We start from the raw sequence: 25405 nt of genomic DNA on the forward strand, positions 1-25405 counted from the left end.
AACGAGGTCCGCCGCCCTCCACGGCCCACCCATCCGTCACAGGAGACACCATGTCGCTCACCCGCAGGGACTTCGCCAGAACCTCCGCGATCACCGGTGCCGGGATCGCCCTGGCGGGCAGCGCCGGCGTGCTCGCCACCGCGCCGAACGCCCTCGCGTCCACCGAGACCGAGGCCGCGCACGGGGATGCCGCGGCGGCCCACGGCCGGGGACCCGGGCACGGTCACGGCCTGCCCGGCGTCGGCTACGGCCCCCTGAAGTCCGACCCCGAGGGCATCCTCGCGCTGCCCGCCGGATTCAGCTACCAGATCATCACCTACAGCGGCAGGACCCGCCTGGAGTCGGGCGAGTTCACGCCGTCCAACCACGACGGCACCTCCACCTTCGAGGGCCCCCGGGGCACCACCCTGCTCGTCAACAACCACGAGCTGGCGGGCCCGCGCGCCAACTGGACCTACCCGGTGCCGCTCACCGAGGGCCTGGTGTACGACCCCGCCGCGGCCGGTGGCTGCACGGTGGTCGAGGTGCGCCGCGACCAGGTCGCCGAGTGGGTCGGCATCGCCGGTACCGCCACCAACTGCGCGGGCGGCAGCACTCCGTGGGGCACCTGGCTGACCTGCGAGGAGACCGAGGACAAGGCCGGCCAGAACGGCATGACCAAGGACCACGGCTACGTCTTCGAGGTGGACCCGGCCGACCACCGGGCCAACCGCGCCCCCAAGCCGGTCAAGGCGCTGGGCCGGTACGCCCACGAGGCCGTCGTGGTCGACCCCAAGCGCGGTCACCTCTTCCTCACCGAGGACGCCGCGGGCCCCAACGGCCTGCTCTACCGCTGGACCCCGCCGACCGGTTTCCGCCACGGCCGCGGCAGGCTGCGCACCCTCGCCGCCGACGCGGGCGTCCTTGAGGCCTTCAAGTGCTTCGACTCCGGCGGCCGGTTCGTGGACGACCTCTCCCGCGCCACCAGGACCGGCACGGTCTACGGCGTCGACTGGGTGGAGGTACCCGACCGCGACGCCCGGCAGGTCTCCACGCGCAAGCAGTTCGGCGAGGGCCAGGTCACCCGCGCCCGCAAGCTGGAGGGCATGTGGTGGGGTGACGGCGGCGTCTACATCGTCTCCTCCTTCGCCCGCGCGGAGAGCCCGGTCCAGCACGACGGCCAGGTCTGGTTCTACGACCCCCGGCGCCGGACCCTCACCCTCAAGGTGCTGCTCGGCGTGAACCCGGACCCGGGCGAGGACGGCGCGTTCGACGGCCCGGACAACATCACCGTCTCGCCGTACGGCGGTCTGGTCATCGCCGAGGACGGCGAGGGCGTCCAGCATCTGTTCGGGGCCACCGACAGCGGCCGCACCTATCCGATCGCGCGCAACGAGCTGAACATCGGCACCGAGGCGAAGCCGGAGTACAGCGAATTCACCGGCGTCACCTTCTCGCCCGACGGGCGGACCCTGTACGCCAACATCCAGACCCCGGGCATCATGCTCGCCATCACCGGGCCCTGGAAGCGGCAGAAGAAGTAACGGCCGGCGAAGGGGGGCGCGCGTCGCCGCGCCCCCCTTGGCTCAGAGGGCCTTCGCCGCCGGGTCCACCATGTTGCGGACCGTCCTCGCCTTCACGAAGTCGCCGATCGCGGTCATCTCCCACTCGCCGGAGTACTGGCGGATCAGCTTGGCCATCAGCACACCGGTCTGGGGTTCGGCCCGGGTGAGGTCGAAGCGGACCAGCTCCTCATCCGTCGCGGCGTCCACGAGGCGGCAGTACGCCTTGGCGACATCGGTGAACTTCTGGCCGGAGAAGGAGTTGACGGTGAAGACGAGACCGGTGACCTCCTGGGGGATGCGGCCGAGGTCGACCACGATCACCTCGTCGTCGCCCGCGCCCTCGCCCGTGAGGTTGTCGCCGGAGTGCTTGACCGCGCCCTTGAGGATCGTCAGCTTGCCGAAGTAGCAGCTGTCGATGTGGTTGCGCCGCGGGCCGTAGGCGATGACGGAGGCGTCGAGGTCGATGTCGGCGCTCCGGAACGCCGGCTCCCAGCCGAGGCCCATCCGCACCTGGGACAGCAGCGGCTGCCCGCCCTTGACCAGCGACACCGTCTGGTTCTTCTGGAGGCTGACCCGGCCCTTGTCCAGGTTGATCTTCCCGGAGCCCGGGGCCGGAGCCGGTGCAGGGGCCGGGGGAGCGGCCGGCGGCGCGGCGGGCATCGGCGGGGTCACCGAGGGCGCCACCGGAGGCGCCACCGGAGGCGCCACCTGGGGTGCCGTCGGCTGCGGGGGCGCCGCCGGAGCGGCCGCCGGTTCCTCCACCGTCACGCCGAAGTCCGTCGCGATGCCCGCGAGTCCGTTCGCATACCCCTGGCCGACCGCGCGGGCCTTCCACTGACCGCCGCGGCGGTAGACCTCCACCACCACGAGCGCGGTCTCGGTGCCCAGCTGCGGCGGTGTGAACGTGGCCAGCACCGCACCGCCGTCCGCGTCCCGGACGGTGGCGGTCGGCTCGATGCCCTGGAAGGTCTGCCCGGCCGCGTCCGGGCTGGCCGTGACCACGATCTTCTCGATGTCCGGCGGCACCGCCGCGGTGTCGACGGTGATCGCGTCGGGCGCGGCACCGCCGCCGGACCGGTAGGTCACACCCGGTCCGGACGGCTGGTTGTAGAAGATGAAGTCGTCGTCCGAGCGCACCTTGCCGTCGCCCGTGAGCAGCAGGCCCGAGACGTCCAGCCGCACGGGAGCGGCCACGTCCACCGTGATGCGCACGGCGGAGAGCGGAACGTTCGAGCCAGGGGTCATAGCTGTCATGTGGGGGGTAACGAACGAAACCGCTTTACCGTTCCCTTACCACCGGCATCGCCCGCCGCCCCCGCCCCGGCCCTTCACGGCACGACGACGATCTTCCGTCCCACCCCCGCCGCGAACTGCTCCAGCGCCTGCGGATACCGCGCGAGCGGCAGCCGGTCGCTGATGAAGACCCCCGGGTCGAGGACGCCGTTCGCGAAGAGCTCCGCCGCCCGCTCATAGCTGTGCAGCACCGCCATCGAACCGGTGATGGTGATCTCCTGGTTGTAGATCCGGTACGGGTCGATCTGCACCCGGGTCGCGTAGTCGGCGACGCCGAACTGGAGGAAGGTGCCCGCCTTCGCGACCCGTCCCAGACCGTCCTGGATGGCCGCCGCGTTGCCGGTCGCGTCCACCACCACGTCCCAGCCCCCCGGCCGGTCGAGCTCGTCCGCGCCCGACGCCGCGCCCGAGACGCCGAGCAGCCGGGCCGTCTCCAGGCGGGCCGGGTTCAGGTCCACCACGTCCACGCTCGCCGCGCCGGTGCGCTTGGCCAGCTCCAGCATCATCAGACCCATGGTCCCGGAGCCGTAGATCAGCACATGGGAGCCGAGCCGGGAGCGCAGCACGTCGTAGCCGCGCACCGCGCAGGACAGCGGCTCGATCAGGGCCGCGTCCTCGGTGCGCACATGCTCGGGCAGCTTGACGCAGTTGGCGACGGGGGCGACGGCGTACTGTGCCGCCCCGCCGGCCGTGGTCACGCCGATCGCGGCCCAGCGTTCGCACAGGTTGTTGTGGCCGCTGCGGCAGTAGCGGCACTCGTAGCAGTACAGGGACGGGTCGACGGCCACCCGGTCGCCGGTCGTGACCTCGGTGACCTGGGCGCCGGTGGCGACCACCGTGCCCGCGAACTCATGGCCCGGCACGATCGGCAGCTTGGGCGCGAACTCGCCCTGGAGGATGTGCAGATCGGTGCCGCACAGCCCGCACGCGGCGACCTCGACGACGACCTCGCGGGGGCCCGGCGCCGGGTCGGGGACCTCGGTGACGACGGCGCGGCCCAGTGACTCGATGACGGCGGCCTTCATTTCACGGCTCCCAACGACAGGCCCTGGACCAGCTTGTCCTGGGCGGCGAACCCCGCGGCGAGCACCGGCAGGGAGATGACGAGCGAGGCGGCGCACACCTTGGCCAGGAACAGGCCCTGGCTGGTGATGAAGCCGGTCAGGAAGACGGGCGCGGTCTCGGCGACGACGCCGGTGAGCACCCGCGCGAACAGCAGCTCGTTCCAGCTGAAGATGAAGCAGATCAGCGCCGTCGCCGCGATGCCGGGCAGCGCGATGGGGGCGACCACCCGGGCGAGGATCGTCGGCAGCCGGGCCCCGTCCACCCGGGCCGCCTCGATGACCGCGACCGGCACCTCGGCGAGGAAGGACTGCATCATCCACACCGCGATCGGCAGGTTCATCGCGGTGTAGAGGACGACCAGCAGCCAGATGTTGTCGAGGGTCCCGGTGTGCTTGGCGAACAGGTAGATCGGCAGCAGTCCCGCGACGGCCGGGAGCATCTTCGTGGACAGGAAGAAGAACAGCACGTCCGTCCATTTGCGCACCGGCCGGATCGACAGCGCGTAGGCGGCGGGGAGGGCGAGCAGCAGGACGAAGAGGGTGGAGACCACCGATGCCACCGCCGAGTTGATCAGCGCGGGCCAGGGGCTCGCCCCGCCGCCGACGCCGAAGAACTCGCGGTAGCCGTCCAGGGTGAGGGCGGCGCCGAAGGACGGCGGGTTGGTCGCCGCGTCCTGCTCGGAGTGGAAGGACGTCAGCGCCATCCAGGCGATGGGCAGGAAGAAGACGATGCCGGCCAGCCAGGCCACGAGGCCCAGGCCGTGGCGTCGCAGCGCGGTCATGAGCGGGCCACCTCCTCGCGGAACAGGGACGAGACCACGCGCAGGGCGAAGGTCGCGATGACAAGGGAGCCGATGACGACCAGGACGCCCGCGGCCGAGGCCAGGCCGTTCTCATGGGCCTGGTAGAAGCTCTGGTAGACGGTGTACGGCAGGTTCGCCGTGCCGAGGCCGCCGGAGGTGATGGTGAACACCGCGTCGAAGTTCTGCACGATGTAGATCGAGCCGAGCAGGGCGCCCAGTTCGAGATAGCGGCGCAGATGGGGCAGGGTGAGATGGCGGAAGATCTGCCAGTCGCTCGCGCCGTCCACCCGGGCCGCCTCGATCTGCTCCCGGTCCCGGCTCTGCAGCCCGGCCAGCAGGATCAGCATCATGAACGGCGTCCACTGCCACACCAGGGACGCCTCCACCGCGAGCAGCGGGGTGTGCGAGATCCAGTCCGGCTGGGGGCCGCCGACGTAGTGCAACAGCCCGTTGAGCAGGCCGTACTCGGGGTTGTAGAGCACGTGTTTCCACAGCAGCGCGGCGGCCACCGGCACCACCAGGAAGGGCGCGATCAGCAGGGTGCGCACGACGCCCCGGCCGGGGAAGCGCCGGTCCAGGAGCAGGGCGAGGAGCAGCCCGAGCACCAGGCTGGCCAGCACCACCGCCACGGTGAGCAGGACCGTCGTCCACACCGAGTGGCGCAGGTCCGTATCGGTGAGCACCTGGCGGTAGTTGGCGAGGCCGGTGAAGCGGCGGGCCTTGGGGTAGAGGGCGTTCCAGTCGAAGAACGAGATCACCAGCGTGGCCACGAAGGGCAGCTGGGTGACCGCGATCATGAAGACGAGGGCGGGCAGCAGCGGGGCCCGGGTGGCCCAGGCGCGCAGCCGGGCCGGGGGCCGTTTCAGCGGCCGGGCGGGGGCGGCCGGGTACGGGGCCGTGGTGGTGGCGGTCATCGTCCCTCGTACTCCTTGGAGATCTTCTCGGCGAGCTGCTGGGACTTCTTCAGGGCCGCGTCGACGGACTGGCGTCCGGCGATGGCCGCGCTGATCTCCTGGGAGACCCTGGTGCCGAGATCGGTGAACTCGGGGATGTCGACGAACTGGATGCCGGGCGCGGGGCGGGGCTGCACGCCGGGGTCGTCCGGGCGGCTGCTCTCGATGGCCTGCCGGGTCATCTCCTGGAAGGCCGCGGCGGACTGCCGGTAGTCGGCGTTGTCGTACGTCGAAGCCCGTTTGCCCGCCGGGACGTCGGGCCAGCCGCTGGTCCTGCCGACCAGCCGCTCGTACTCCTTGCTCGATGCCCAGGAGACGAACTTCCAGGCCCGGTCGGGGTTGTGGGAGGCGTGCTGGATGCCCCAGGCCCAGGTGTAGAGCCAGCCGGAGGACGCGGTCCGCTCGACGGGGGCGGGGGCGTAGCCGAGCTTTCCCTTGACCGGGGAGCCCTTCGCCTCCAGGGAGCCGGCCGCGGAGGTGGCGTCGTACCACATGGCGACCTTGCCCTGCGTCATGTCGTTCAGGCACTCGGCGAACCCGGACTGCGCGGCGCCGGACTCGCCGTGCGCGCGGACCAGGCCGACATAGAACTTCGTCGCCTTCTCGAAGGCGGGCGAGTCCAGCCGCGCCTTCCAGTCCTTGTCGAACCAGGTGCCGCCGAAGGTGTTCACGACCGTGGTCAGCGGCGCCGCCATCTCGCCCCAGCCGGGCAGCCCGCGCAGGCAGATGCCCCGCATGCCGGGCCGCGCGCCGTCAACCTTCGCGGCGAGGTCGGCCACCTGCTGCCAGGTGGGGTGGGCGGGCATGGTCAGGCCCTTCGCCGCGAACACGTCCTTGCGGTACATCAGGAAGGACGACTCGCCGTAGAAGGGCTGCCCGTAGAGCTTGCCGTCGTCGCCGGTGAGGGACGTGCGCATCGGCGCCAGTACGTCCTTCTCGTCGTACGACGGGTCCTTCGCGACGTAGCCGTCCATCGGGCGCAGCCAGCCGTTGCGGGCGTAGATCGGGATCTCGTAGTTGGAGAGGGTGGCGACGTCGTACTGGCCCGCCTGGTTGGCGAAGTCCTGGCTGATCTTGTCGCGGACGTCGTTCTCCGGCAGCACGGTGAAGTTCACCTTGATGCCGGTCTCCTTGGTGAAATGCGTGGCGGTGAGCTTCTGGAGCTCCACCATCTGGGGGTTGTTGACCATCAGTACGTTGATCGAGTCGCCGCCGGATCCGGCTCCGCCCGCCCCGACCCAGCAGCCGGACAGCAGGGGGGTGAGCAGCGTCCCTGCGGCGGCCAGGACGAGCAGGGCTCGTGGCCTCCGTCGGCTCGGGGTGCGCATGGATCACTCCTGGATGTATGGGGATATAAGGGGTGTTCAGTGGGTGGGGAGCGCCCACGGGGGACGGGAAACGGGCATCTCAGACCCGGATGACCTGCGGGCCCAGCAGGGCGTAGCGATGGGCCTCGGCCACCGGGAGCTGGGTGCTGGTCACGATCGCCTCCAGCGCGCCGACGTCCGCGAACCGGCAGAAGCTCGCCGCGCCGAACTTGGTGTGCACGCCCGCGAACACGGTGCGCCGCGCCGCCCGCATCGCCTGCGCCTTGACCTCGCCGACCGCCGGATCGGGCGTGGTCAGGCCGTGTTCGCGGGAGATGCCGTTGGCGCCGACATAGGCGAGGTCGAGGACGAAGCCGGAGAGCATCGTCGTCGTCCAGTGGTCGACGGTGGCCAGCGTGCCGGCCCGCACCCGGCCGCCGAGGAGCAGCACCTGGATGTGGTCCGCCCCGGCGAGGGCGCCCGCGGCCGGCAGGGACGCGGTGACCACGGTCAGCGGCCGGTCCCTCGGCAGCGCCTCGGCGATGAGCTGCGGGGTGAAGCCCTCGTCGACGAAGACGGTCTCGGCGTCGCCCAGCAACTCGGCCGCGGCTGCGGCGATCCGGCGCTTCTCGGGCACCTGGCTGGTGGCCCGGAAGGCCAGCGTGGTCTCAAAACCGGCGCTCTCCACCGGACAGGCCCCGCCATGGGTGCGGCGGATCAGCCCGTGGTCCTCCAGGGCGCGCAGATCGCGCCGGACGGTCTCCTTGGCCACGCCCAGTCCGGCGGCGAGCGCGGTGACATCGACCGCGCCGGTGGCACGCGCGGCCCGCACGATCTCGCGCCGGCGTTCCTCCGCCGTTCCGGTCATCCCGGCACCCTCCTCCCCGCGGAACTGCCCGTTCGGGCCCATGGGGGAAGTTGTACCGCCGCTCCGCCACCCTGACCAGGCTTGTTGCCCGCCCGATGCTGCCCGCTTGAGCCCGTTTGCCCGGCGCGCTGCCCGCCGCGGACCTGCGCGGCGGCGCGGGCCGGAGGGGAAACGGGCGCCTCGCATGCCCGGATGCGGTGTCGGACGGGCCCGTTCGGCGCCCGTTCGCCCGTTTCCGGGCGGCGCGGTGGGGTCCGGTGTGGCGCGATGCGGCCCGGTGCCGCTCCTGGGGCAGCCGGTGTTGACCGCCTCGCGAGGCCCCCCTTAGCGTGAGCCCGTTCATGAATATGGACGATGATCACAGGAATGCACGTCGAGGAGTCCGTGTGAAGGCCGCCGCGTTCGTCTACCCCTGGGACGTCAACGGGGACCCCGACGCCCCCGCCCGCATCGCCGGGCTCGGCGTCGAGCAGGTGACCCTCGCCGCCGCCTACCACTCCACCCGCGCCCTGACCCCGCGCCACCCCCGCCACCGCGTCGTCACCGCCGAACACGCGGCCGTCCTCTATCCGCCGGGCGACCACTGGACCGGGCGCACCCCGCGCCCGTACCCCGCGGGACGCTGGGCCCCCGGTGACGCCCACGGCGAGGCCGCGCGGGCGCTCACCGGCGCCGGTCTCGCGGTGCACACCTGGGTGGTCCTCGCGCACAACTCCCGCCTGGGCGCGGAACATCCGGACACCTCCGTCGTCAACGCCTACGGCGACCGCTACCCCTGGGCGCCCTGCGTCGCCCAGGAGGCCACCCGTGCCTATCTCGTCGACCTCGCCGCCGAGGCCGCCGTACGCCCCGGCGCACAGGGCACCGAGCTGGAGTCCCTCGGCTGGTACGGACTGCCGCATCTGCACGCCCACGACAAGATCTCCGGTGTGCCCCTGGGCGAGGCCGGGGAGTACCTGATGTCCCTGTGCTTCTGCCGCTCCTGCCGTACGGGCTACGGGGAACAGGGCCTGGCGGCCGAGGAGTTGGCCGCCGCCGTACGGGCCGCCCTGGAGCCGCTGTGGCGGGGCGCGGCGATCGACCGGGGTCTTTCGGCGGTGCCGGAACTGCTCGGCGAGGAGCGGGCCGCCGCCGTCCGGGCCTGGCGGGACGGGACCGCCCGGGGTCTCCAGGAGGAGGCGGTGGCCGCCGTACGCGCCGCCGCGCCCGCCGGGTTCCAGATCCTGCTGCACGCCGACCCCGTCCCCGAGCACTGCGGCGCGAACGCGGGCGTCGACCCGGCCCACATCCTCTCCGTGGCCGACGGTGTCGTGGTCCCCTGCGCCGGGGGCACCTCCCCGCTGGCACCCTTCGCCGCGCACGCGGGTGAACGGACCGTGCTGGCCGCCAACTTCACCGTCGTCTCCGGGATGGGCGGCAGCCCCCGCACCCTCGCGGCGGACGCGGCCCGCGCCCGGGCGGCCGGTGCGACCGAACTGCGGCTCTATCACGCCGGGTTGGCGTCGGACGGGGATCTGGCGGCGGTGCGCGAGGCGCTGGCGGCGCGCTGAACCAGCGGGACCGCGGTCGCCACCATCGCGAGGCCGTAGCAGGGCAGCAGCAGCCCGGGACCCGCCAGTTCGACCAGCCCGGCGCCCGCCGCGAGCCCGATGACGTTCGGCGTGTACATCAGCGTGCTCGCGGTGGCCGACACCCGGCCGAGCAGCGCGCCCGGAGTCTCCCGCTGCACGGCGGTGAACGCGGCGGTCAGCACACAGGGCAGACCGAGACCGGATGCCAGCGAGGACGCGAGCGCCACCGGGTCGGACGGGACGGCCCGCGCGATCACCGCGAGCCCGGTCAGGGTCATGCCCGCCGCCGCGAACCGCCGGGCGCCCAGCCGGCGCAGCGCGGGGCCGGTGAGCAGGCCGACCGTCACCGAGCCCGCGCCCTGGACGGCGTACAGCACGCCCGCGTAGGCGGGGGAGTGGCCGAGGCGGTCGATCACGGCGTACAGCGCGGCACTGGCGAGGGACGTGAGCAGCAGCGTCGTACCGCCCGCCCGGACCAGGGGGCGCAGGCCGTCATGGCGCCACAGGTACCGGACGCCCTCGGCGGTACGGCGGTGCCGGTCGCCGCCGTCCGGGGCTGCCGGACGCTCCTCGCGGACGCGCAGCAGGGCGCACAGTCCGGCCGTGGCGGCGAAACTGGCCGCGTCCAGAGCGGCGACGGCCGGGCCGCCGAAGGCCGCGTACAGACCGGCGCCGGTGAGCGGGGCGACGAGCTTCATGCCCTCGGTGATCGTCATCCGCAGCCCGTTGAAGTCGCCGAGGAGGTCGGCCGGGACGACCGCGGCGACCAGCGCCGACTCCGCCGCGCCGGTGACCACGTCGGCGGTGCCGTACAGGAACAGGACGGCGAACAGCAGCCACAGCCGGGCCGGGGAGTCGACGGCGAAGAGGGTGAGGAGCAGCGCGGCCAGGGCCAGGTTCACGGTGATGATCAGGGGTTTGCGGCGGACCCGGTCGGCGAGGGTGCCGAGGGCCGGGCCCGCCAGGGTGGGCGCCCACAGGGCGAGCAGGCACAGACCGGCCAGGCCGTCGGACCCGGTGAGGTCCTTCACCCAGATGCCGGACGCCAGCCACAGCGCGGAGCTGCCGAAGGCGTTCACCACGAGGCCGGTCAGATACCGGCGCGCATCGCGGTCGCGCAGCACCCGGAGCACGGTCGAAGAGGTCGTCATGCCGAACCATGGTGCGTCTGAGGAGGGCCCGCCCGGATCGGTCGTCTTCCCTATTCGCCGGTGCCGGACGGCGTAGCCACCGACGACGGACGCCCTACGCACCGATGACCGGCGCCGTATGCGCCGATGGGTTCCGGGCCGCCGGCCGGTCCACCCCTGAGGACCCCGCTCCCTGATCCGGCCTGATCCAAACGAAGGACACTCGCCCGGCCCACGCCCTCGGCCACCTGACGGCGCTCCGAGGGAACCTCCCTTGATGCCCGAATTCCCGCACCGGAACACGCAGTTCCGGTGCGTCGCTCGGACATGGCTGGAAAAAGACGTCCGTATCGATCGGGTAACAGGCCTCGCGGTACCGCTTGTTATGCGCGTAGACAATCCGTGACCTGGTCACTCACTCTAGCCACCAGATCCGGAGAATCCATGCGGAAGTCCCTCAGAGCGGCCGCCGCCGGCGCCGCCTGCGTCGTCGCCGGTGCCGCCCTGTACGGCGCGGGCGCGGCCACCGCCGGTCAGTCGACGGCCAACTCCACCCACGAGCCCTACAACATCGGGCTCCTGACGAAGGACATCGACACCTACTACGGCACCACCGCCGACGGCAACGGCGTCTACCAGGCGTCGCCGACCAGCCCGTACGCCAAGGACCTGGCGCGGATCGACGCGGACGCCAGGAAGTACATCGACCGGGCCGCCCGTACCTCGCGCGCGCACCACCAGAAGCCCGCCGTCATGTTCGACATCGACGACACGGTGCTGCTGAGCCTCGACTACGAGAAGCGCAACAACTACGGCTACAACTCGGCCACCTGGAACGACTACGTCAACCAGGCCAGCCGTCCGGCCGTCTTCGGCAGCCCCGAGCTGATCCGCTACGCCCAGTCCAAGGGCGTCACGGTCTTCTACAACTCGGGTCTCACCGAGGCGCAGCGCGGTGCCGCGGTCACCAACCTGAAGAAGGTCGGTGCCGACGTCAACCTGGACGCCGCCCACATGTTCCTCAAGGACTCGGCCAACCCGCCGGCCTACCTGAGGGACTGCGCCACCCCGGGCACCTGGACGTGCACGACCGTCCAGTACAAGGCCGGTACCCGCAAGCACATCGAGAAGGACCTCGGCTACAAGATCGTCGCCGACTTCGGCGACCAGTACTCGGACCTGGACGGCGGCTACTCCGGCCGTACGTACAAGCTGCCGAACCCGACGTACTTCGTCGGCTGAGGCATCCCAAACCTCCGTCCGGGGCCCGGTAGGGCCCTCTGACGCCCGCGCCCCCGCCACCGGCCGCCGCATGGACGGCGCCGTGGCGGGGGCGCGGTGGTTCTCGCCGGTCGCCGGGGCGACCGGGGCCTCACTTCTTCAGCGCCGCCGCCATCATGGCCCGCGCCACCGGCGCCGCCAGCCCGTTGCCGCTGACCTCCGAGCGCGCCGCGTCCGACTGCTCGACCATCACCGCGACGGCCACCTCCTTGCCGTTGCTGTCGGACTTGCCGAACGAGGTGAACCAGGCGTACGGCGTCTTGCTGTTGTTCTCGCCGTGCTGCGCGGTACCGGTCTTGCCGCCGACGGTCGCACCGTCGATCAGCGCGTTGGTGCCGGTGCCGTCCTTGACCACGGTCTCCATGGCGGACTGGAGCTGGGTCGCGGTCCGGGCGCTGATGATCCGCTTGGATCCGGTGTCGGCGTCGTAGTCGTGCACCACGTCACCGCCGCTGTCCACGGTCCGGGAGACCATGTGCGGCGAGGGCAGCTCACCGCCGTTGGCGATCGCCGCGGACACCATCGCCATCTGGAGCGGGGTCGCGGTGACGTCGTACTGGCCGATGCCGGTCAGCGCGGTCGAGGACTTGTCCATGTCCTTCGGGTAGACGCTGGGGTAGGCGCGCACCGGCACGTCCTGGCGGTCGTCGTTGAAGCCGTACTTCTCCGCCATGGCCCGCACCTTGTCCTGGCCGAGGTCGACGGCCATCTTGGCGAAGACGTTGTTGCAGGAGTACTGGAGCGCCACCCGGATCGGGGCGTTGCGGCACGGCGCCGAGGGGTTCTCGTTGGCCAGATCCCTCACCGTGCCCGGCAGCCGGTACGGATCGGGGCTGTCGGTGTGCTGGTCGACGTTCTTGTACAGCCCGCTCTCCAGCGCGGCCGAGGCCACGACCAGCTTGAACGTCGAGCCGGGCGGCAGCGGCTGGCGCAGCGCCCGGTTGTTCATCGGCTTGTCCGGGTCCGCGTTGAGCTGCTTCCAGGCACCGCCCGCCGTGTTGGCGTCGGTGAGCTGCGAGGGGTCGTACGACGGGGTCGACACCGCGGCCAGGATGCGGCCGGTCTTCGGGTCGATGGCGACGGCCCCGCCCTTCTTGTCGCCGAGCGCGTCATAGGCGGCCTTCTGCACCGCCGGGTCGATGGTGGTGACGACGTCGCCGGGGTCGGCCCGCTCACCGGTGAGGGTGTCCATGATCGTCTTCAGGCCCGGGTCCGTGCCGTTGAGCAGATCGGTGTAGATGCCCTCCAGCTGGGTGGGCGCGTACGCCTGCGAGGCGTAGCCGGTCACCGCCGCGTACAGCTTGCCGTCCTTGTAGGTGCGTTTGTAGGCGAGATCGCCTCCCTTGGTCCGGGCCGAGCCGGTGATGGCGTTTCCGGCCACGATGATGTTCCCGAGCGGCTGCGAGTAGGTCGCGATCGCGTTCCGCCGGTTGTTCGTGTCGTCCGCGAGGGCCTGTCCGTCGTAGAACTGCACCCAGGTCGCCCTCACCAGCAGGGCGATCACGAGCAGCAGTGAGAAGACGGACGCTCGCCTGATCGTCTTGTTCATCCCGTTCATCCCGCACGGAAGACGTCCGGGAAGGGCATGAACGTTCCCGCGCGCCGGGTTTTCTCATGTCCCGTTCATCCCGAGCGCCCCCGTTCATCCCCCGCTCATGGGTCTGCTCACGGCTCCCGGATCCGCGGATCCGGCGTCCGGGGCTCATGCGTCCAGGACGAGGACGACCTCCTCGATCTCCTCGCCCCGGCCGTTGGCGAAGCCCCGCGCCCGGACGGACTCGCGGAAGCCGCACTTGGCCAGGACCCGCAGCGAGGCGGCGTTGTCGGCCGCCGCCCGCGCGTAGAGCGGCCGCTCGGGAACCTCGGCGAGCAGGGCGCGCAGCGCGGCCGTCGCCACCCCCCGGCCCCAGTGGGCGCGGTCGATCCAGTACGTCACCTCGCGCTCGCCCGGCTCCCCGTAGACCGCCGCGCTGCCGGCCACCCGCCCGTCGGCCAGCACCGTGCGCAGCACGTCACGGGAGGCGCGGATCCGTTTGAGACGGGTCTCGAAGGCGTCCCGGTCGGCCGGGTCCTGGGGGCCGAACGCGGCCATCCGCAGGGCCACCGGGTCGGTCATCTGCCGGAAGAACAACGGCAGATCCTCGTCGTGGACGGTCCGCAGCGTGATCTCCATGGGGCCGAAGACTACGACGGTGCGACCGCCGCGCCGGGCCGCGCCGCGCGCAGCCCGCGGCGCGCAGCCCGCGGTTCGCGTCCCGAGATCCGAGAAGCGTCGAGGGGGGAGACGCGCGCAGCCCGCGGCGCGCAGCCCGCGGTTCGCGTCCCGGCCCCGGCTCGCGCTCAGGCCCCCCGGCTCGTGCTCAGAGCCTGCGGGTCGCCAGGGCCAGCCGGTCCCGGGCCTCGAACAGCGCGTCCTTGATCGTCTGTTCATGGGCGGGGGTCAGCCGGGCCACCGGCACCGAGCAGCTGACCGCGTCGCGGGCCGGGACGCGGTACGGCAGGGCCACGCCGAAGCAGCGCAGCCCCACGGTGTTCTCCTCGCGGTCGACCGCGAAACCCCGCTCCCGCACCCGGTGCAGCTCCTCGATCAGCCGTTCCCGGTCGGTGAGGCCGTGCTCGGTGAGCGCGGGCAGCTCCGGCGGCAGCAGCGCCCGTACCTCGTCGTCGGTGTACGTGGCGAGGATCGCCTTGCCGAGGGAGGTGGAGTGGGCCGGGAGACGGCGCCCGACCCGGGTGAAGGGGCGCAGACAGTGCGGGGACCGGCGGGTGGCGAGGTAGACCACGCTGGTGCCGTCGAGCCGGGCCAGATGGATGGTCTCGGTGGTGTCGTCGGCGAGCCGGTCCAGCGCCGGGCGGGCGGCGGCCACCACCTCGTCGCCGTCGATGTACGAGGTGCCCACCAGCAGCGCCCGCACCCCGATGCCGTACCGCGTGCCCGTCGCGTCCGTCTCCACCCAGCCCAGCTCCACCAGGGTGCGCAGCAACATGTACAGACTGGACTTGGGGTAGCCGATCGCCTCCTGCACGGCCGCGAGGGAGTGCATGCCGGGGCGGCCGGCGAAGTACTCCAGCAGTTCGACCGTCCGTACCGCGGACTTGACCTGAGCCCCGGCCGCGTCGCCTGCCGTCATCGCTTTCGACCCCTTCGCCTCGACGGCGTTCAGTCTAAGGAACGCCGGGAACCGGCGGCACGGGCGCGACGTCCTCCGTCCCATGACCAGTGAACCCGGAAGCGCCCTGGAGATCCGCGCCGCGCTGCCCGCCGAGGCCGAGGCCATCGCCGAACTGCACCTGCGCGCCCGCTCGACGTACTACCCGGACGGGGTTCCGCAGGCGGAGTTCGACTGGACCGAGGCGTGGCGGGAGTCCGTCGGGCGGGCCGAGGGACGGGTGCTGTGCGCCGTCCGGGAGGGACGGCCGGCCGGGATCGCCTCCTTCCGGACCCCGGAGGGAGCCGGGCCGGACACCGTCAAGCTGTTCCAGTTCCATGTCGACCCGGACCACTGGCGGGGCGGCATCGGCACGGCGCTGCACAGCGCCTGTGTGGATGAGTGGCGGGCGGCCGGGCGGCGCACGGCCGTGCTCGACGTGCATGTGGACAACCTGCGCGCCCAGGGCTTCTACGCCCGGCAGGGCTGGGTGCCGGACCCGGAGAACCCGCCCGCCGCGGGGGACCACCACCTGTTCCTGCGGTACGCCGTGCCGCCGGGGGAATGACCAGGAGCGTTTGAACGTTCACGTACTCGGCGGAGATCGACTCCGCACCCGTACGACCTGGAAAGAGCCGAAGACATGCGCGTCGAGATCTGGAGCGACATCGCCTGCCCCTGGTGCTATGTGGGCAAGGCCCGCTTCGAGAAGGCGCTCGCCGCCTTCCCGCACCGCGAGGACGTGGAGGTGGTGCACCGCTCCTTCGAGCTGGACCCCGGCCGCGCCAAGGGCGATGTCGAGTCCGTGCTCACCATGCTGACCAGGAAGTACGGCATGAGCGAGGCGCAGGCCGAGGCCGGGGAGGACAACCTGGGCGCCCAGGCCGCCGCCGAGGGCCTGGACTACCGCACCCGGGGCCGCGACCACGGCAACACCTTCGACATGCACCGCCTGCTGCACCTGGCCAAGGAGCGCGGCCGGCAGGACGAGCTGGTCCAGGCCCTGTACCGGGCCAACTTCGCCGAGGAGCGGTCCGTCTTCGCCGAGGGCGACGAACGGCTGGTCGAGCTGGCCACCGGAGCCGGGCTCGACGCGGAGGAGGTGCGCGCGGTGCTCGCCGACCCGCAGGCGTACGCCGACGCGGTGCGCGAGGACGAGCGCGAGGCCGCCGAGCTCGGTGCGAACGGCGTCCCCTTCTTCGTGCTCGACCGCAAGTACGGCGTCTCCGGCGCCCAGCCCGCCGAGGTCTTCAGCCAGGCGCTCGGCCAGGCATGGGGCGAGCGCGCTCCGCTGAAGCTGGTCGACCAGGGCGACGCCGAGGCCTGCGGGCCCGACGGATGCGCGGTGCCGCCGAGGGGCTGACCGCGCGGGGCAGGAACCCCAGGTCGGCGCGGTCGTACAAGAAACCCTTGGCGCGTCCCTGTGAGAACGCGCGATGGACGGGGGCCCCGCCGACCCGCACAGTGGGCTCATGGAGACCTTCGAGAGCCTCGTTCGCGCCGAGTTCCGCCCGAAGAACACCTATCTGAACACCGCGACCAGCGGCCTGCTCCCGGCCCGCACCCTCGCCGCGCTCCAGGAGGCGATGGCGCTCCGGGCCGAGGGCCGCCCGCTGGACCCGCTGTTCGAGGACGTCGAGCGCGCCCGCGCCGCCTTCGCCCGGCTGGCCGGGGTCCCGGCGAGCCGGGTGGCGGCCGGTCCTTCGGTCGCCGCGCAGACGGGTCTGATCGCGGCCTCCCTGCCCGCGGGCGCCGAAGTCCTCACCGCCGAGGACGACTTCACCTCCGTGGTGAACCCCTTCCATGTGCGCGGCGACCTCAAGGTGCGCGCCGTACCGCTGGAGCGGCTCGCCGAGTCGGTGCGCCCCGGGACCGCGCTGGTCGCGGTCAGCGCCGCGCAGTCCGCCGACGGCCGCGTCGCCGATCTGACCGCCCTGCGCGCGGCGGCCCGCACCCACGGCGCGCGCACCTACGTGGACTTCTCCCAGGCCGCCGGGTGGCTGCCGTTCGACGCGAACGGCTACGACTACACCGTCTCCACCACCTTCAAGTGGCTGCTCGGCCCGCACGGCGCCGCCTTCCTCGTCGTCCCCGAGGACCTCGGCGGGCTGCCCCCGCTGCTCGCGGGCTGGGTCGCGGCCGAGAACCCGTGGGACAGCTGCTACGGTCCGGTCGCCGAACTCGCCCGCTCCGCCCGCCGGTTCGACGTCAGCCCCGGCCTGTTCACCTACAGCGGGGTGTACTCCTCGCTCACGCTGATCGAGGAGCTGGGCGTGGCCGCCGTGCACGCGCACGATCTGGCGCTCGCCGACCGCTTCACGCGAGGGCTCGCCCGGCTGGGGCACGAGCCGCTGCCCGCGCCCGGCTCGGCGATCGTCTCGGTGCCCGGACTCGGCGCGAAACAGGCCGAGTTGAGCCGCGCCGGTGTCCAGGTGTCCGACCGGGCGGGCAATCTGCGCGCGTCCTTCCACCTCTACAACACGACGGCGGACGTGGACCGGCTGCTCGACGCGCTGGCCGGTCAGTCCCCCGGGACATGACCGGGCCGGGGCCTCCCGTCCCACACGTGGAGGCCCCGGCCCGGTGTTCCGACGCGCCTACCTCACCGGGGTGAAGTCGCGCGCCCCGATGAACTCCGGTCGGCGCACCGGCGCGGCGAACGGCTCCACCGCCGTGTTCTCCACGCTGTTGAACACGATGAAGACGTTGCTGCGCGGGAACGGGGTGATGTTGTCCCCCGAGCCGTGCATGCAGTTGCAGTCGAACCAGGTGGCCGAGCCCGGCCTGCCGGTGAACAGCTTGATGCCGTGCTCGCCCGCCAGTTCGGTCAGCGCCGCGTCGGAGGGGGTGCCCGCGTCCTGCATCTGGAGCGACTTCTTGTAGTTGTCCCTGGGCGTCTCGCCCGCGCAGCCCAGGAACGTCCGGTGCGAGCCCGGCATGATCATCAGGCCGCCGTTGGTGTCGTGGTTCTCGGTCAGCGCGATCGAGACGGACACCGTGCGCATGTTCGGCAGGCCGTCCTCGGCGTGCCAGGTCTCGAAGTCCGAGTGCCAGTAGAAGCCGCTCGCGCCGAAGCCCGGCTTGACGTTGATCCGCGACTGGTGGACGTACACGTCCGAGCCGAGGATCTGGCGGGCCCGGCCGACCACGCGCTCGTCGCGCACCAGGCGCGCGAACACCTCGCTGATCCGGTGCACCTCGAAGACCGAGCGGATCTCCTGGGACTTCGGCTCCACGATGGAGCGCTCGTCGAAGCGGATCGCCGGGTCGGTGACCAGCCGGTCCAGCTCCTGCCGGTAGATCTCGACCTCGTCGGAGCCGATCAGCTGGTCGACGGAGAGGAAGCCGTCACGCTCGAACGCCTGGAGATCGCCCGCCGCGATCGGTCCCGGCGTGCCGGGCGAACCCCACAGGACCGGATCCTGGCGGGGGACGGTCACCTCGGTGGCGCCGCGGGTCGGGTAGAGGTCCTTCACGGTGGCGGTGGTCATGGTCGCTCACACCTCCTCGGGCTCGGGCTCCGTGAGCAGCGGGTAGACGCCGTTCTCGTCGTGGTCCTCCCGTCCGGTGACGGGCGGGTTGAACACGCAGATGCAGTGGAAGTCCTCCTTGACCCGCAGCGTGTGCCGCTCGTGCCCGTTCAGGAGGTACATGGTGCCGGGCGTGATGGTGTACGTCTGCCCGGTCTCGCGGTCGGTCAGTTCGGCCTCGCCCCTGGTGCAGACGACGGCCTCGATGTGGTTGGCGTACCACATCTGCGTCTCGGTCCCCGCGTACAGGATGGTCTCGTGCACGGAGAAGCCGACCCGCTCCTTGGCCAGGACGATGCGCTTGCTCTCCCAGGTGCCCGACTTCGACTTGACGTGGCGGTCGGTGCCTTCGATGTCCTTGAACGATCGGACGATCACGGTGGTGCTTCCTCCTGGTCGGACGTTGCGGTCAGACGGTGTGTTTCCGGTGGTTCAGACGGTTTCCCGGACGGCGCGGGCGAGGATGCTCAGACCCTCGTCCAGCTCGTCGGGGGTGATGGTCAGGGCCGGCAGCAGCTTGACGACCTCGCTCTCCGGCCCCGAGGTCTCGATGAGCAGGCCCAGTTCGAAGGCCCGCCGCGCGATGCGCCCGGCACGGTCCTTGGCGTGGAACTCGATGCCCCACACCAGCCCGCGCCCGCGGTACTCCTTGACGTCGGCGAGGTTCTCCTCGGTGATGGAGATCAGCGCCTGCTCGACCTGCTCGCCGCGGGCCCGGGTCTGCTTCTCCATGGCCGAGCCGTCGGTCCAGTACGCCTCCAGGGCCGCGGCGGCGGTGACGAACGCGGGGTTGTTGCCGCGGAAGGTGCCGTTGTGCTCGCCCGGCTCCCAGACGTCCAGCTCGGGCCGGAACAGGCACAGCGACATCGGCAGGCCGTAGCCGCTGATGGACTTCGACACCGTGACGATGTCGGGGGTGATCCCGGACTCCTCGAAGGAGAAGAAGGCGCCGGTACGGCCGCAGCCCATCTGGATGTCGTCGACGATCAGCAGCATGTCCTGCCGCTCGCACAGCTCCTTGAGCGCGCGCAGCCACTCGGGCCGGGCCACATTGATGCCGCCCTCGCCCTGCACGGTCTCCACGATCACCGCGGCGGGCTTGTTCAGACCGGAGCCCTGGTCCTCAAGCAGCCGCTCGAACCACAGGAAGTCCGGGACGGTGCCCTCGAAGTAGTTGTCGAACGGCATCGGGGTGCCGTGCACCAGCGGGACGCCGGCACCGGCACGCTTGAAGGCGTTGCCGGTCACCGCGAGCGAGCCCAGGGACATGCCGTGGAAGGCGTTGGTGAAGGACACGATGGCCTCGCGGCCCTTCACCTTCCGGGCCAGCTTCAGCGCCGACTCCACGGCGTTGGTGCCGGTCGGGCCCGGGAACATGACCTTGTACGGCAGATCGCGCGGGCGCAGCACCAGGTTCTGGAAGGTCTCCAGGAAGCGGCGCTTGGCGGTGGTCGACATGTCCAGGCCGTGGGTGACCCCGTCCCGGGACAGATAGTCGATCAGCGCCCGTTTGAGCACCGGGTTGTTGTGGCCGTAGTTGAGTGATCCGGCACCGGCGAAGAAGTCGAGGTACGCATGGCCGTCCTCGTCGTACATCCGGCTGCCCTGCGCGCGGTCGAACACGGTGGGCCAGCCGCGGCAGTAGCTGCGCACCTCGGACTCGAGGGTCTCGAAGACGCTGAGGTCGGGCTGGGTGATGGTCACGGTGATTCGCTCCTCAGTGGGCGTGGGAATCGGCCGACGGGCCGATGCGGTAGAGGACTTCGGAGTCGTGCGGGGCGTCCGGGAACAGCTCGGCGGGGAACAGCACCTCGCGGGTGAGGTGCGCGCCGTGCCGTTCGGCGTACGAGGTGAACAGCCGCTCGGAGGCGGTGTTGCCGGGCGTGATGGTGGTCTCGATCCGGTTGACGCCGGACTCGGCGAGCCGCGCGGTCAGTCCGTCCAGCAGAGCGGCGGCGATGCCGTGGCCCCGGTGGGCGGAGTCCACGGCGACCTGCCAGACGAGCAGGGTGTCGGGGCGGTCGGGCCGCACGTAGCCGGTGATGAATCCGATGGGTGTGCCGTCCGCACCACGCGCCACCGCCGAGGTGCCGGCGAAGTCCCGGCACCACAGCAGATAGCTGTAGGACGAGTTGAGATCGAGCGTTTTCGAGTCCTTGGCGAGGCGCCAGAGCGCGGCGCCGTCGGCCGTTGCCGGTCGGTCTATGAGCAGGTCTGCGGGTGCGGCAGTCATGCGGCACGAATTTAGCGAGGCAAATTAAAAAATGCACGACCGCAGACGCGAAGCGGCTCGGGGGAGTGTGTGGAATGTCTGGATTGCCCCACGGCAAAGTGGGGCAAAATACCCTCATTGTGGGGTGTGTCACACCCCTGAAACCATCGGAAATCTCCCGGAAAACTGACCCGTTTAGTCGCGCAAAAAGCGGGCAGAAGACTATGGGAAGCTACCGTCCGGGAAATTGGCGGGAATTGTGAAACTAAATTGAATTCAAGCTCCGGTGGTGCCGTCAATTCGTTCACGGAGAATGTCCGCGTGTCCGTTGTGGCGGGCGTACTCCTCGATGAGATGGATCAGCACCCAGCGCACACTGACCTCCGCCCCGGCCATCGGCCCGTCCGCGATCCGGCCGGTGGCCTCCAGCGGCCGCCCGGCGCACAGCTCGCGGCCGCGCGCGACCTCCCGGTGCCAGACGGTCAGCGCCTCGTCCAGCCCGCGCGCCGGAGCCAGGGCGTACCCGGACTCCTCCTCGAACAGCGGCGGCAGGTCCAGGCCGCCCAGCACCCGCTGGAACCAGGTCCGCTCGACCTCCGCGAGATGCTGCACCAGGCCCAGCAGGGTCAGCTCCGACGGCTCCGCCGAGGCGGCCCGCGCCTGCCCGTCGGACAGGCCGCGGCACTTCAGCTCCAGCGTGGCCCGGTGGAAGTCCAGCCAGCTCTCCAGCATGGGGCGCTCGGGGCCGGTCAGCAGGGGGATCGGGCGGCCGTCGGGAAGGGCCGGCTGCGCGGCGGTGTGTTCCGGCTGCGGGGTGTGCTCACTGGTCATGGGCGCAGCATGGCAGCCGGGTGTGACAGCGGCCCGCGCCACGAGGCGCGGGCCGCTGTCGTGCTCACCGGTCCGCGGCGGCTACCGCCAGACCCGCTCCACGGCCTCTCGGGCGGCCGCCTGGTCCACCGTCGCGCCCCGTGCGGCGAGGGCCGCGCCGAGGGCGGCCAGCGAGGCCTGGACGGCGGACTCGGTGGCGTCGGGGCCGTAGTGGTTGACCCGGATCATCTCCCGGGCCAGGGCGCCGCCGCCCGCGGCCAGCGGGAGGGCGGGGTCGGCGGCCAGCGCGGCGGCGACCAGGTCGGAGGCCGCGAGCGAGGAGGGGACGCGCAGGGTGGTGGCGACCGGGGCGGCGTCCGCGGCGTCGTGGACGTACGGCTCCAGGCCGCCGCCGAGGGCCGACGCGCCCGCCCGGGTGGCAGATCGTTCCGATCTCAGGCCGCCGCCGAGGGCCGACGCGCCCGCCCGGGTGGCCTCGGCCGCGCGACGGTGGCGGGCCGTCACCGCGTCCGGGCCGGCCGCCTCGATCCGCTCCAGGCAGGCGTCCAGCGCCAGCATCTCCAGCTGCGCGGGTGCGTGCGGCAGGGCCCTGCGGCCGGCGTCCAGCCAGCGCTCCTTCCAGTCCAGCAGGGAGAGGTAGGAGCGGCGCGGCGCGTTCGGGTTCGCCGCCATCCGGGCCCAGGCCCGCTCGCTCACCGAGATCGCCGAGACGCCCGCCGGGCCGCCCATCGCCTTCTGCGCGCCGATCACGCACAGGTCCACGCCCCACGTGTCCGGCAGCACCGGCTCGGCGCCCACCGAGGCGACCGCGTCCAGATAGAACAGCGCGCCCTGCTCCCGCACCGCCTCGCCGATCTCCGCGACCGGGTTGGTGTTGCCGGTCGCCGCCTCCGCGTGCACCAGCGAGACGAAGTCGATCTCCGGGTGCTCGGCGAACGCGGCCCGGATCTGCTCGGCCCGTACCGCCGTGTGGAAGGGGACCGCGATGTCGTACACGGTCGCGCCGGCGTCCCGCAGCCAGTCGCCGAAGGTCTGTCCGTAGGGGCCGGTGATCACGTTCAGGGCCACCGTGCCCGGACCGGCGGCGGCGCGGATCGCGCCCTCCAGCGGCAGCAGTGCCTCGCCCTGGGTGATCAGGACGTCCTGCCGGGTGTCCAGCAGCCGGGCCACCCGGTCCTCGATCGCGGCGAAGCGCCGCGCGGTCAGCGGGGGCAGGTCGAGGAGGGGGTGCGTCACGGCGGTGATCTCTCTTCGTCGGGCGGTTCGCAGGGGTCACAGCGGCCTGCTCCCCCCGATCTTAGGTCCAGGCCCCCCAGGGCCATGGGTTTGGTTTGAGATACCCAAACATTTCCTTATAATCGGAACCTATCGTTCCCTCCTCAGGAGACTCCCCCCCATGAAAACGCCCTTCGGACGCCGGACCCGCCTGCTGGCCGCCACCACCGCGACCGCGGGCCTCGTGCTCGTCGTGGCGGGCTGCTCCTCCGGCGGTTCGGGGAGCGGCCAGACCGTGGCCGGCGGTGTCCACCTGGCCAAGGCCGGGCAGCTCACCACCTGCACCCACCTGCCCTACCCGCCGTTCCAGTCGGTGGTGGACGGCAAGGTGCAGGGCTTCGACGTCTCCCTGATCGACCTGGTCGCCAAGGACCTCGGCGTCAAGCAGCAGATCGTGGACACGCCGTTCGAGAACTTCAAGACCGGCGCCTTCCTGAACTCCGGCCAGTGCGATCTGGCCGCCGCCGGTATGACGATCACCCCCGAGCGCGCGAAGAACGTCGACTTCTCCGACCCGTACTTCGAGGCCACCCAGGCCGTGCTGGTCGCCAAGGACAGCGGGATCACCTCGCTCGACGGCGCCAAGGGCAAGAAGCTCGGCGCCCAGGCGCAGACCACCGGTGAGGACTTCGCCAAGAAGAAGGGCCTCGACCCGGTCTCCTTCGCCTCCTCCGACGCCGTGCTCAACGGCCTGCGCACCGGCCAGGTCCAGGCCGTCATCATCGACTACCCGGTGGTCCAGGGCTGGCTGAAGGACAAGGCCACCGCGGACAGGTTCAAGGTGGTCGGCAACCTGAAGACCGGCGAGCAGTACGGCTTCACGGTCAAGAAGGGCAACAAGCCCCTGCTGAAGGCCGTGAACAAGGCCCTCAAGGACGCCAAGGCCGACGGCACGTACAAGAAGATCTACGAGAAGTGGATCGGCCCGTACGACTCCTCCGTCGCCTCCCCGGCCGGTTCCTGACCCCATGGCCGACACGGACACCGGCATCCAGCCGAAGCGCACGGGGCTGACGCGCACGCAGAAGCGCAAGCTCTCGCGCGGCGCCCAGTACGCCGTCCTCGCCGCCGCGGTGATCGCCTTCGCGCTCACCGCGGACTGGGGGCGGCTCCAGAACCAGTTCGCGCAGCCCGGCATCGCCAAGCAGCTGTTCCCCGACCTCATCACGGTCGCCCTGAAGAACACCGTGCTGTACACGCTGTCCGGGTTCGTCGTCGGCCTGGCCCTCGGCATGGTCATCGCCCTGATGCGGCTGTCCTCCGTGGGCCCCTACCGCTGGCTCGCCGGCATCTACATCGAGATCTTCCGCGGCCTGCCCGCGCTGCTGATCTTCATCTTCGTCGGCGTCGGCGTGCCGCTGGCCTTCCCGACCGTCCAGTACCCCGGCGGCACCTACGGCAAGGTCGCCGTCGCGCTCGGCCTGGTCTCCGCCGCCTATATGGCCGAGACCATCCGCGCCGGCATCCAGGCGGTGCCCAAGGGGCAGCTGGAGGCGGCCCGTTCGCTCGGGTTCTCGCCCGCGCGGGCCATGGTCTCGATCATCCTGCCGCAGGCCTTCCGCATCATCCTGCCGCCGCTGACCAATGAACTCGTCCTGCTCTTCAAGGACTCCTCGCTGGTGCTGTTCCTCGGGGTCACCCTCGAACAGCGCGAACTGTCCAAGTTCGGCAACGACCTGGCCAGCCAGACCGCCAACTCCACGCCGATCCTGGTCGCGGGCCTGTGCTATCTGCTGATCACCATCCCGCTCAGCCTCGTCGTACGCCGTATGGAAACCAAGGCCCTCAGGGAGATCAGGTGAGCACCCCCGAGATCCGCGTCCAGGGTCTGCACAAGTCCTTCGGCGACAACCAGGTGCTGCGCGGCATCGACCTGGAGATCGCCCAGGGCGAGGTCGTCTGCGTCATCGGCCCGTCCGGCTCCGGCAAGTCCACGCTGCTGCGCTGTGTGAACCTGCTGGAGGAGCCCAGCGCGGGGCGGGTCTTCGTCGGCGGCACCGAGGTCACCGACCCGGATGTCGACATCGACGCCGTCCGCCGCCGGATCGGCATGGTCTTCCAGCAGTTCAACCTCTTCCCGCACCTCAGCGTCACCGAGAACCTCACGCTGCCGCAGCGCCGGGTGCTCAAGCGGGACAAGGGGGACGCCGAGCGCGTCGCCGCCGAGAACCTGGCCCGGGTGGGCCTCGCGGAGAAGGCCGGCGCCTACCCCTCCGCCCTCTCCGGCGGCCAGCAGCAGCGGGTGGCCATAGCCCGCGCGCTCGCCATGGGCCCCGAGGTGATGCTCTTCGACGAGCCGACCTCGGCGCTCGACCCCGAGCTGGTCGGTGACGTCCTCGCGGTGATGCGCTCCCTCGCGCGGGAGGGCATGACGATGATGGTCGTCACCCATGAGATGAGCTTCGCGCGCGAGGTCGCCGACCGGGTCGTCTTCATGGACGGCGGGGTGATCGTGGAGCAGGGCCGCCCCGAGCAGGTCATCGGCGCCCCCCGCCACGAGCGCACCCGCCACTTCCTCTCCCGGCTCCTCGACCCGGCGATGGCCGAGGTGGAGGAGGGGGTCGCGGACCAGGGGGGACCCGGCGCGGCCTAGC

At 71.5% G+C, this 25405-nt stretch carries 25 protein-coding genes; 9 read left to right on the top strand and 16 right to left on the bottom strand.

Annotation, left to right across the window (positions count from 1 at the left end; genetic code table 11):
• Positions 1–50: 50 nt before the first annotated feature.
• Positions 51–1523: an alkaline phosphatase PhoX gene (locus ACLF5H_RS06150; RefSeq protein ID WP_421675033.1), complete on the top strand. Its 1473-nt coding sequence runs from the start codon at positions 51–53 to the stop codon at positions 1521–1523.
• A 42-nt stretch (positions 1524–1565) separates the two neighbouring features.
• Here ACLF5H_RS06150 and ACLF5H_RS06155 read toward each other — a convergent pair whose 3' ends face one another.
• The 6 genes from ACLF5H_RS06155 to ACLF5H_RS06180 all read right to left on the bottom strand — a co-directional run bounded on the left by ACLF5H_RS06155 (position 1566) and on the right by ACLF5H_RS06180 (position 7832).
• The gene (locus ACLF5H_RS06155) at positions 1566–2789 is read right to left on the bottom strand and encodes a TerD family protein (RefSeq protein ID WP_421675034.1); all 1224 of its coding nucleotides are present in this window, start codon (positions 2787–2789) and stop codon (positions 1566–1568) included.
• An 83-nt stretch (positions 2790–2872) separates the two neighbouring features.
• The gene (locus ACLF5H_RS06160; protein WP_421675035.1) at positions 2873–3862 is read right to left on the bottom strand and encodes a zinc-dependent alcohol dehydrogenase family protein; all 990 of its coding nucleotides are present in this window, start codon (positions 3860–3862) and stop codon (positions 2873–2875) included.
• Positions 3859–4683 (bottom strand): carbohydrate ABC transporter permease, encoded by an 825-nt coding sequence (locus tag ACLF5H_RS06165; protein ID WP_093678289.1) that lies wholly within the window; start codon positions 4681–4683, stop codon positions 3859–3861. Before ACLF5H_RS06165 ends, ACLF5H_RS06160 begins: the two co-directional genes overlap by 4 nt.
• Positions 4680–5618: a carbohydrate ABC transporter permease gene (locus tag ACLF5H_RS06170; RefSeq protein ID WP_421675036.1), complete on the bottom strand. Its 939-nt coding sequence runs from the start codon at positions 5616–5618 to the stop codon at positions 4680–4682. Before ACLF5H_RS06170 ends, ACLF5H_RS06165 begins: the two co-directional genes overlap by 4 nt.
• Positions 5615–6985, bottom strand: a complete 1371-nt coding sequence (locus ACLF5H_RS06175) for an ABC transporter substrate-binding protein (protein WP_421675037.1) — start codon at positions 6983–6985, stop codon at positions 5615–5617. The genes ACLF5H_RS06170 and ACLF5H_RS06175 overlap by 4 nt, the downstream gene beginning before the upstream one ends.
• A gap of 79 nt (positions 6986–7064) precedes the next feature.
• Positions 7065–7832: a DeoR/GlpR family DNA-binding transcription regulator gene (locus tag ACLF5H_RS06180; protein WP_421675038.1), complete on the bottom strand. Its 768-nt coding sequence runs from the start codon at positions 7830–7832 to the stop codon at positions 7065–7067.
• Positions 7833–8218: 386 nt separating this feature from the next.
• Between ACLF5H_RS06180 and ACLF5H_RS06185 the strand changes: the two genes are divergently transcribed.
• Entirely contained in the window at positions 8219–9382 is a 1164-nt protein-coding gene (locus ACLF5H_RS06185; protein ID WP_421675039.1) for a hypothetical protein, read from the top strand.
• Here the strand turns inward: ACLF5H_RS06185 and ACLF5H_RS06190 are convergent.
• The gene (locus tag ACLF5H_RS06190; protein ID WP_421675040.1) at positions 9319–10554 is read right to left on the bottom strand and encodes an MFS transporter; all 1236 of its coding nucleotides are present in this window, start codon (positions 10552–10554) and stop codon (positions 9319–9321) included. The genes ACLF5H_RS06185 and ACLF5H_RS06190 overlap by 64 nt on opposite strands.
• A gap of 423 nt (positions 10555–10977) precedes the next feature.
• On the opposite strand from ACLF5H_RS06190, the gene ACLF5H_RS06195 reads away from it, so the two are divergent.
• Entirely contained in the window at positions 10978–11775 is a 798-nt protein-coding gene (locus ACLF5H_RS06195) for an HAD family acid phosphatase (RefSeq protein WP_421675041.1), read from the top strand.
• A 130-nt stretch (positions 11776–11905) separates the two neighbouring features.
• Here ACLF5H_RS06195 and ACLF5H_RS06200 read toward each other — a convergent pair whose 3' ends face one another.
• The 3 genes from ACLF5H_RS06200 to ACLF5H_RS06210 all read right to left on the bottom strand — a co-directional run bounded on the left by ACLF5H_RS06200 (position 11906) and on the right by ACLF5H_RS06210 (position 14945).
• The gene (locus tag ACLF5H_RS06200; RefSeq protein WP_421675042.1) at positions 11906–13363 is read right to left on the bottom strand and encodes a peptidoglycan D,D-transpeptidase FtsI family protein; all 1458 of its coding nucleotides are present in this window, start codon (positions 13361–13363) and stop codon (positions 11906–11908) included.
• Between the two features lie 153 nt (positions 13364–13516).
• Positions 13517–13987: a GNAT family N-acetyltransferase gene (locus ACLF5H_RS06205; RefSeq protein ID WP_421675043.1), complete on the bottom strand. Its 471-nt coding sequence runs from the start codon at positions 13985–13987 to the stop codon at positions 13517–13519.
• 187 nt (positions 13988–14174) lie between these two features.
• The gene (locus ACLF5H_RS06210) at positions 14175–14945 is read right to left on the bottom strand and encodes an IclR family transcriptional regulator (RefSeq protein ID WP_421675044.1); all 771 of its coding nucleotides are present in this window, start codon (positions 14943–14945) and stop codon (positions 14175–14177) included.
• Positions 14946–15027: 82 nt separating this feature from the next.
• Here ACLF5H_RS06210 and ACLF5H_RS06215 point away from each other — a divergent pair, with 82 nt between their 5' ends.
• The 3 genes from ACLF5H_RS06215 (at position 15028) to ACLF5H_RS06225 (ending at position 17503) form a co-directional block, all read left to right on the top strand.
• On the top strand, positions 15028–15531 hold the full coding sequence (locus ACLF5H_RS06215; RefSeq protein ID WP_421675045.1) for a GNAT family N-acetyltransferase: 504 nt from the start codon (positions 15028–15030) through the stop codon (positions 15529–15531).
• Positions 15532–15606: 75 nt separating this feature from the next.
• Positions 15607–16326: a DsbA family oxidoreductase gene (locus ACLF5H_RS06220; protein ID WP_421675046.1), complete on the top strand. Its 720-nt coding sequence runs from the start codon at positions 15607–15609 to the stop codon at positions 16324–16326.
• Positions 16327–16435: 109 nt separating this feature from the next.
• A complete protein-coding gene (locus tag ACLF5H_RS06225; protein WP_421675047.1) occupies positions 16436–17503 on the top strand; it encodes an aminotransferase class V-fold PLP-dependent enzyme in 1068 nt (355 codons plus the stop codon).
• 57 nt (positions 17504–17560) lie between these two features.
• On the opposite strand, the gene thpD is transcribed toward ACLF5H_RS06225, so the two are convergent.
• From thpD to ACLF5H_RS06255, 6 genes are all read right to left on the bottom strand, one after another.
• Positions 17561–18454 (bottom strand): ectoine hydroxylase, encoded by an 894-nt coding sequence (thpD, locus tag ACLF5H_RS06230; protein ID WP_421675048.1) that lies wholly within the window; start codon positions 18452–18454, stop codon positions 17561–17563.
• Positions 18455–18460: 6 nt separating this feature from the next.
• On the bottom strand, positions 18461–18871 hold the full coding sequence (locus ACLF5H_RS06235; RefSeq protein ID WP_421675049.1) for an ectoine synthase: 411 nt from the start codon (positions 18869–18871) through the stop codon (positions 18461–18463).
• A 54-nt stretch (positions 18872–18925) separates the two neighbouring features.
• On the bottom strand, positions 18926–20197 hold the full coding sequence (ectB, locus tag ACLF5H_RS06240) for a diaminobutyrate--2-oxoglutarate transaminase (protein WP_421675050.1): 1272 nt from the start codon (positions 20195–20197) through the stop codon (positions 18926–18928).
• A 13-nt stretch (positions 20198–20210) separates the two neighbouring features.
• On the bottom strand, positions 20211–20726 hold the full coding sequence (gene ectA / locus ACLF5H_RS06245) for a diaminobutyrate acetyltransferase (RefSeq protein ID WP_421675051.1): 516 nt from the start codon (positions 20724–20726) through the stop codon (positions 20211–20213).
• Between the two features lie 255 nt (positions 20727–20981).
• Positions 20982–21536, bottom strand: a complete 555-nt coding sequence (locus ACLF5H_RS06250; protein WP_421675052.1) for a DinB family protein — start codon at positions 21534–21536, stop codon at positions 20982–20984.
• Between the two features lie 81 nt (positions 21537–21617).
• Positions 21618–22772 (bottom strand): pyridoxal-phosphate-dependent aminotransferase family protein, encoded by a 1155-nt coding sequence (locus tag ACLF5H_RS06255; protein WP_421675053.1) that lies wholly within the window; start codon positions 22770–22772, stop codon positions 21618–21620.
• Positions 22773–22932: 160 nt separating this feature from the next.
• Between ACLF5H_RS06255 and ACLF5H_RS06260 the strand changes: the two genes are divergently transcribed.
• From ACLF5H_RS06260 to ACLF5H_RS06270, 3 genes are read left to right on the top strand one after another with little or no spacing between them, the layout of a single operon-like run.
• Positions 22933–23775: a basic amino acid ABC transporter substrate-binding protein gene (locus ACLF5H_RS06260; protein WP_421675054.1), complete on the top strand. Its 843-nt coding sequence runs from the start codon at positions 22933–22935 to the stop codon at positions 23773–23775.
• Positions 23776–23779: 4 nt separating this feature from the next.
• On the top strand, positions 23780–24613 hold the full coding sequence (locus ACLF5H_RS06265; protein WP_365194586.1) for an amino acid ABC transporter permease: 834 nt from the start codon (positions 23780–23782) through the stop codon (positions 24611–24613).
• On the top strand, positions 24610–25404 hold the full coding sequence (locus ACLF5H_RS06270) for an amino acid ABC transporter ATP-binding protein (protein WP_421675055.1): 795 nt from the start codon (positions 24610–24612) through the stop codon (positions 25402–25404). Before ACLF5H_RS06265 ends, ACLF5H_RS06270 begins: the two co-directional genes overlap by 4 nt.
• Position 25405: the final 1 nt, after the last annotated feature.

This window comes from Streptomyces sp. LaBMicrA B280, assembly GCF_049222185.1.
Taxonomy (GTDB): domain Bacteria; phylum Actinomycetota; class Actinomycetes; order Streptomycetales; family Streptomycetaceae; genus Streptomyces; species Streptomyces murinus.

Coding starts and splice junctions, on each gene's coding strand:
- ACLF5H_RS06150 (WP_421675033.1), top strand. CDS start 51: ATGTCGCTCACCCGCAGGGACTTCGCCAGAACCTCCGCGATCACCGGT.
- ACLF5H_RS06155 (WP_421675034.1), bottom strand. CDS start 2,789: ATGACCCCTGGCTCGAACGTTCCGCTCTCCGCCGTGCGCATCACGGTG.
- ACLF5H_RS06160 (WP_421675035.1), bottom strand. CDS start 3,862: ATGAAGGCCGCCGTCATCGAGTCACTGGGCCGCGCCGTCGTCACCGAG.
- ACLF5H_RS06165 (WP_093678289.1), bottom strand. CDS start 4,683: ATGACCGCGCTGCGACGCCACGGCCTGGGCCTCGTGGCCTGGCTGGCC.
- ACLF5H_RS06170 (WP_421675036.1), bottom strand. CDS start 5,618: ATGACCGCCACCACCACGGCCCCGTACCCGGCCGCCCCCGCCCGGCCG.
- ACLF5H_RS06175 (WP_421675037.1), bottom strand. CDS start 6,985: ATGCGCACCCCGAGCCGACGGAGGCCACGAGCCCTGCTCGTCCTGGCC.
- ACLF5H_RS06180 (WP_421675038.1), bottom strand. CDS start 7,832: ATGACCGGAACGGCGGAGGAACGCCGGCGCGAGATCGTGCGGGCCGCG.
- ACLF5H_RS06190 (WP_421675040.1), bottom strand. CDS start 10,554: ATGACGACCTCTTCGACCGTGCTCCGGGTGCTGCGCGACCGCGATGCG.
- ACLF5H_RS06195 (WP_421675041.1), top strand. CDS start 10,978: ATGCGGAAGTCCCTCAGAGCGGCCGCCGCCGGCGCCGCCTGCGTCGTC.
- ACLF5H_RS06200 (WP_421675042.1), bottom strand. CDS start 13,363: ATGAACAAGACGATCAGGCGAGCGTCCGTCTTCTCACTGCTGCTCGTG.
- ACLF5H_RS06205 (WP_421675043.1), bottom strand. CDS start 13,987: ATGGAGATCACGCTGCGGACCGTCCACGACGAGGATCTGCCGTTGTTC.
- ACLF5H_RS06210 (WP_421675044.1), bottom strand. CDS start 14,945: ATGACGGCAGGCGACGCGGCCGGGGCTCAGGTCAAGTCCGCGGTACGG.
- ACLF5H_RS06215 (WP_421675045.1), top strand. CDS start 15,028: ATGACCAGTGAACCCGGAAGCGCCCTGGAGATCCGCGCCGCGCTGCCC.
- ACLF5H_RS06220 (WP_421675046.1), top strand. CDS start 15,607: ATGCGCGTCGAGATCTGGAGCGACATCGCCTGCCCCTGGTGCTATGTG.
- ACLF5H_RS06225 (WP_421675047.1), top strand. CDS start 16,436: ATGGAGACCTTCGAGAGCCTCGTTCGCGCCGAGTTCCGCCCGAAGAAC.
- thpD (WP_421675048.1), bottom strand. CDS start 18,454: ATGACCACCGCCACCGTGAAGGACCTCTACCCGACCCGCGGCGCCACC.
- ectA (WP_421675051.1), bottom strand. CDS start 20,726: ATGACTGCCGCACCCGCAGACCTGCTCATAGACCGACCGGCAACGGCC.
- ACLF5H_RS06250 (WP_421675052.1), bottom strand. CDS start 21,536: ATGACCAGTGAGCACACCCCGCAGCCGGAACACACCGCCGCGCAGCCG.
- ACLF5H_RS06260 (WP_421675054.1), top strand. CDS start 22,933: ATGAAAACGCCCTTCGGACGCCGGACCCGCCTGCTGGCCGCCACCACC.
- ACLF5H_RS06265 (WP_365194586.1), top strand. CDS start 23,780: ATGGCCGACACGGACACCGGCATCCAGCCGAAGCGCACGGGGCTGACG.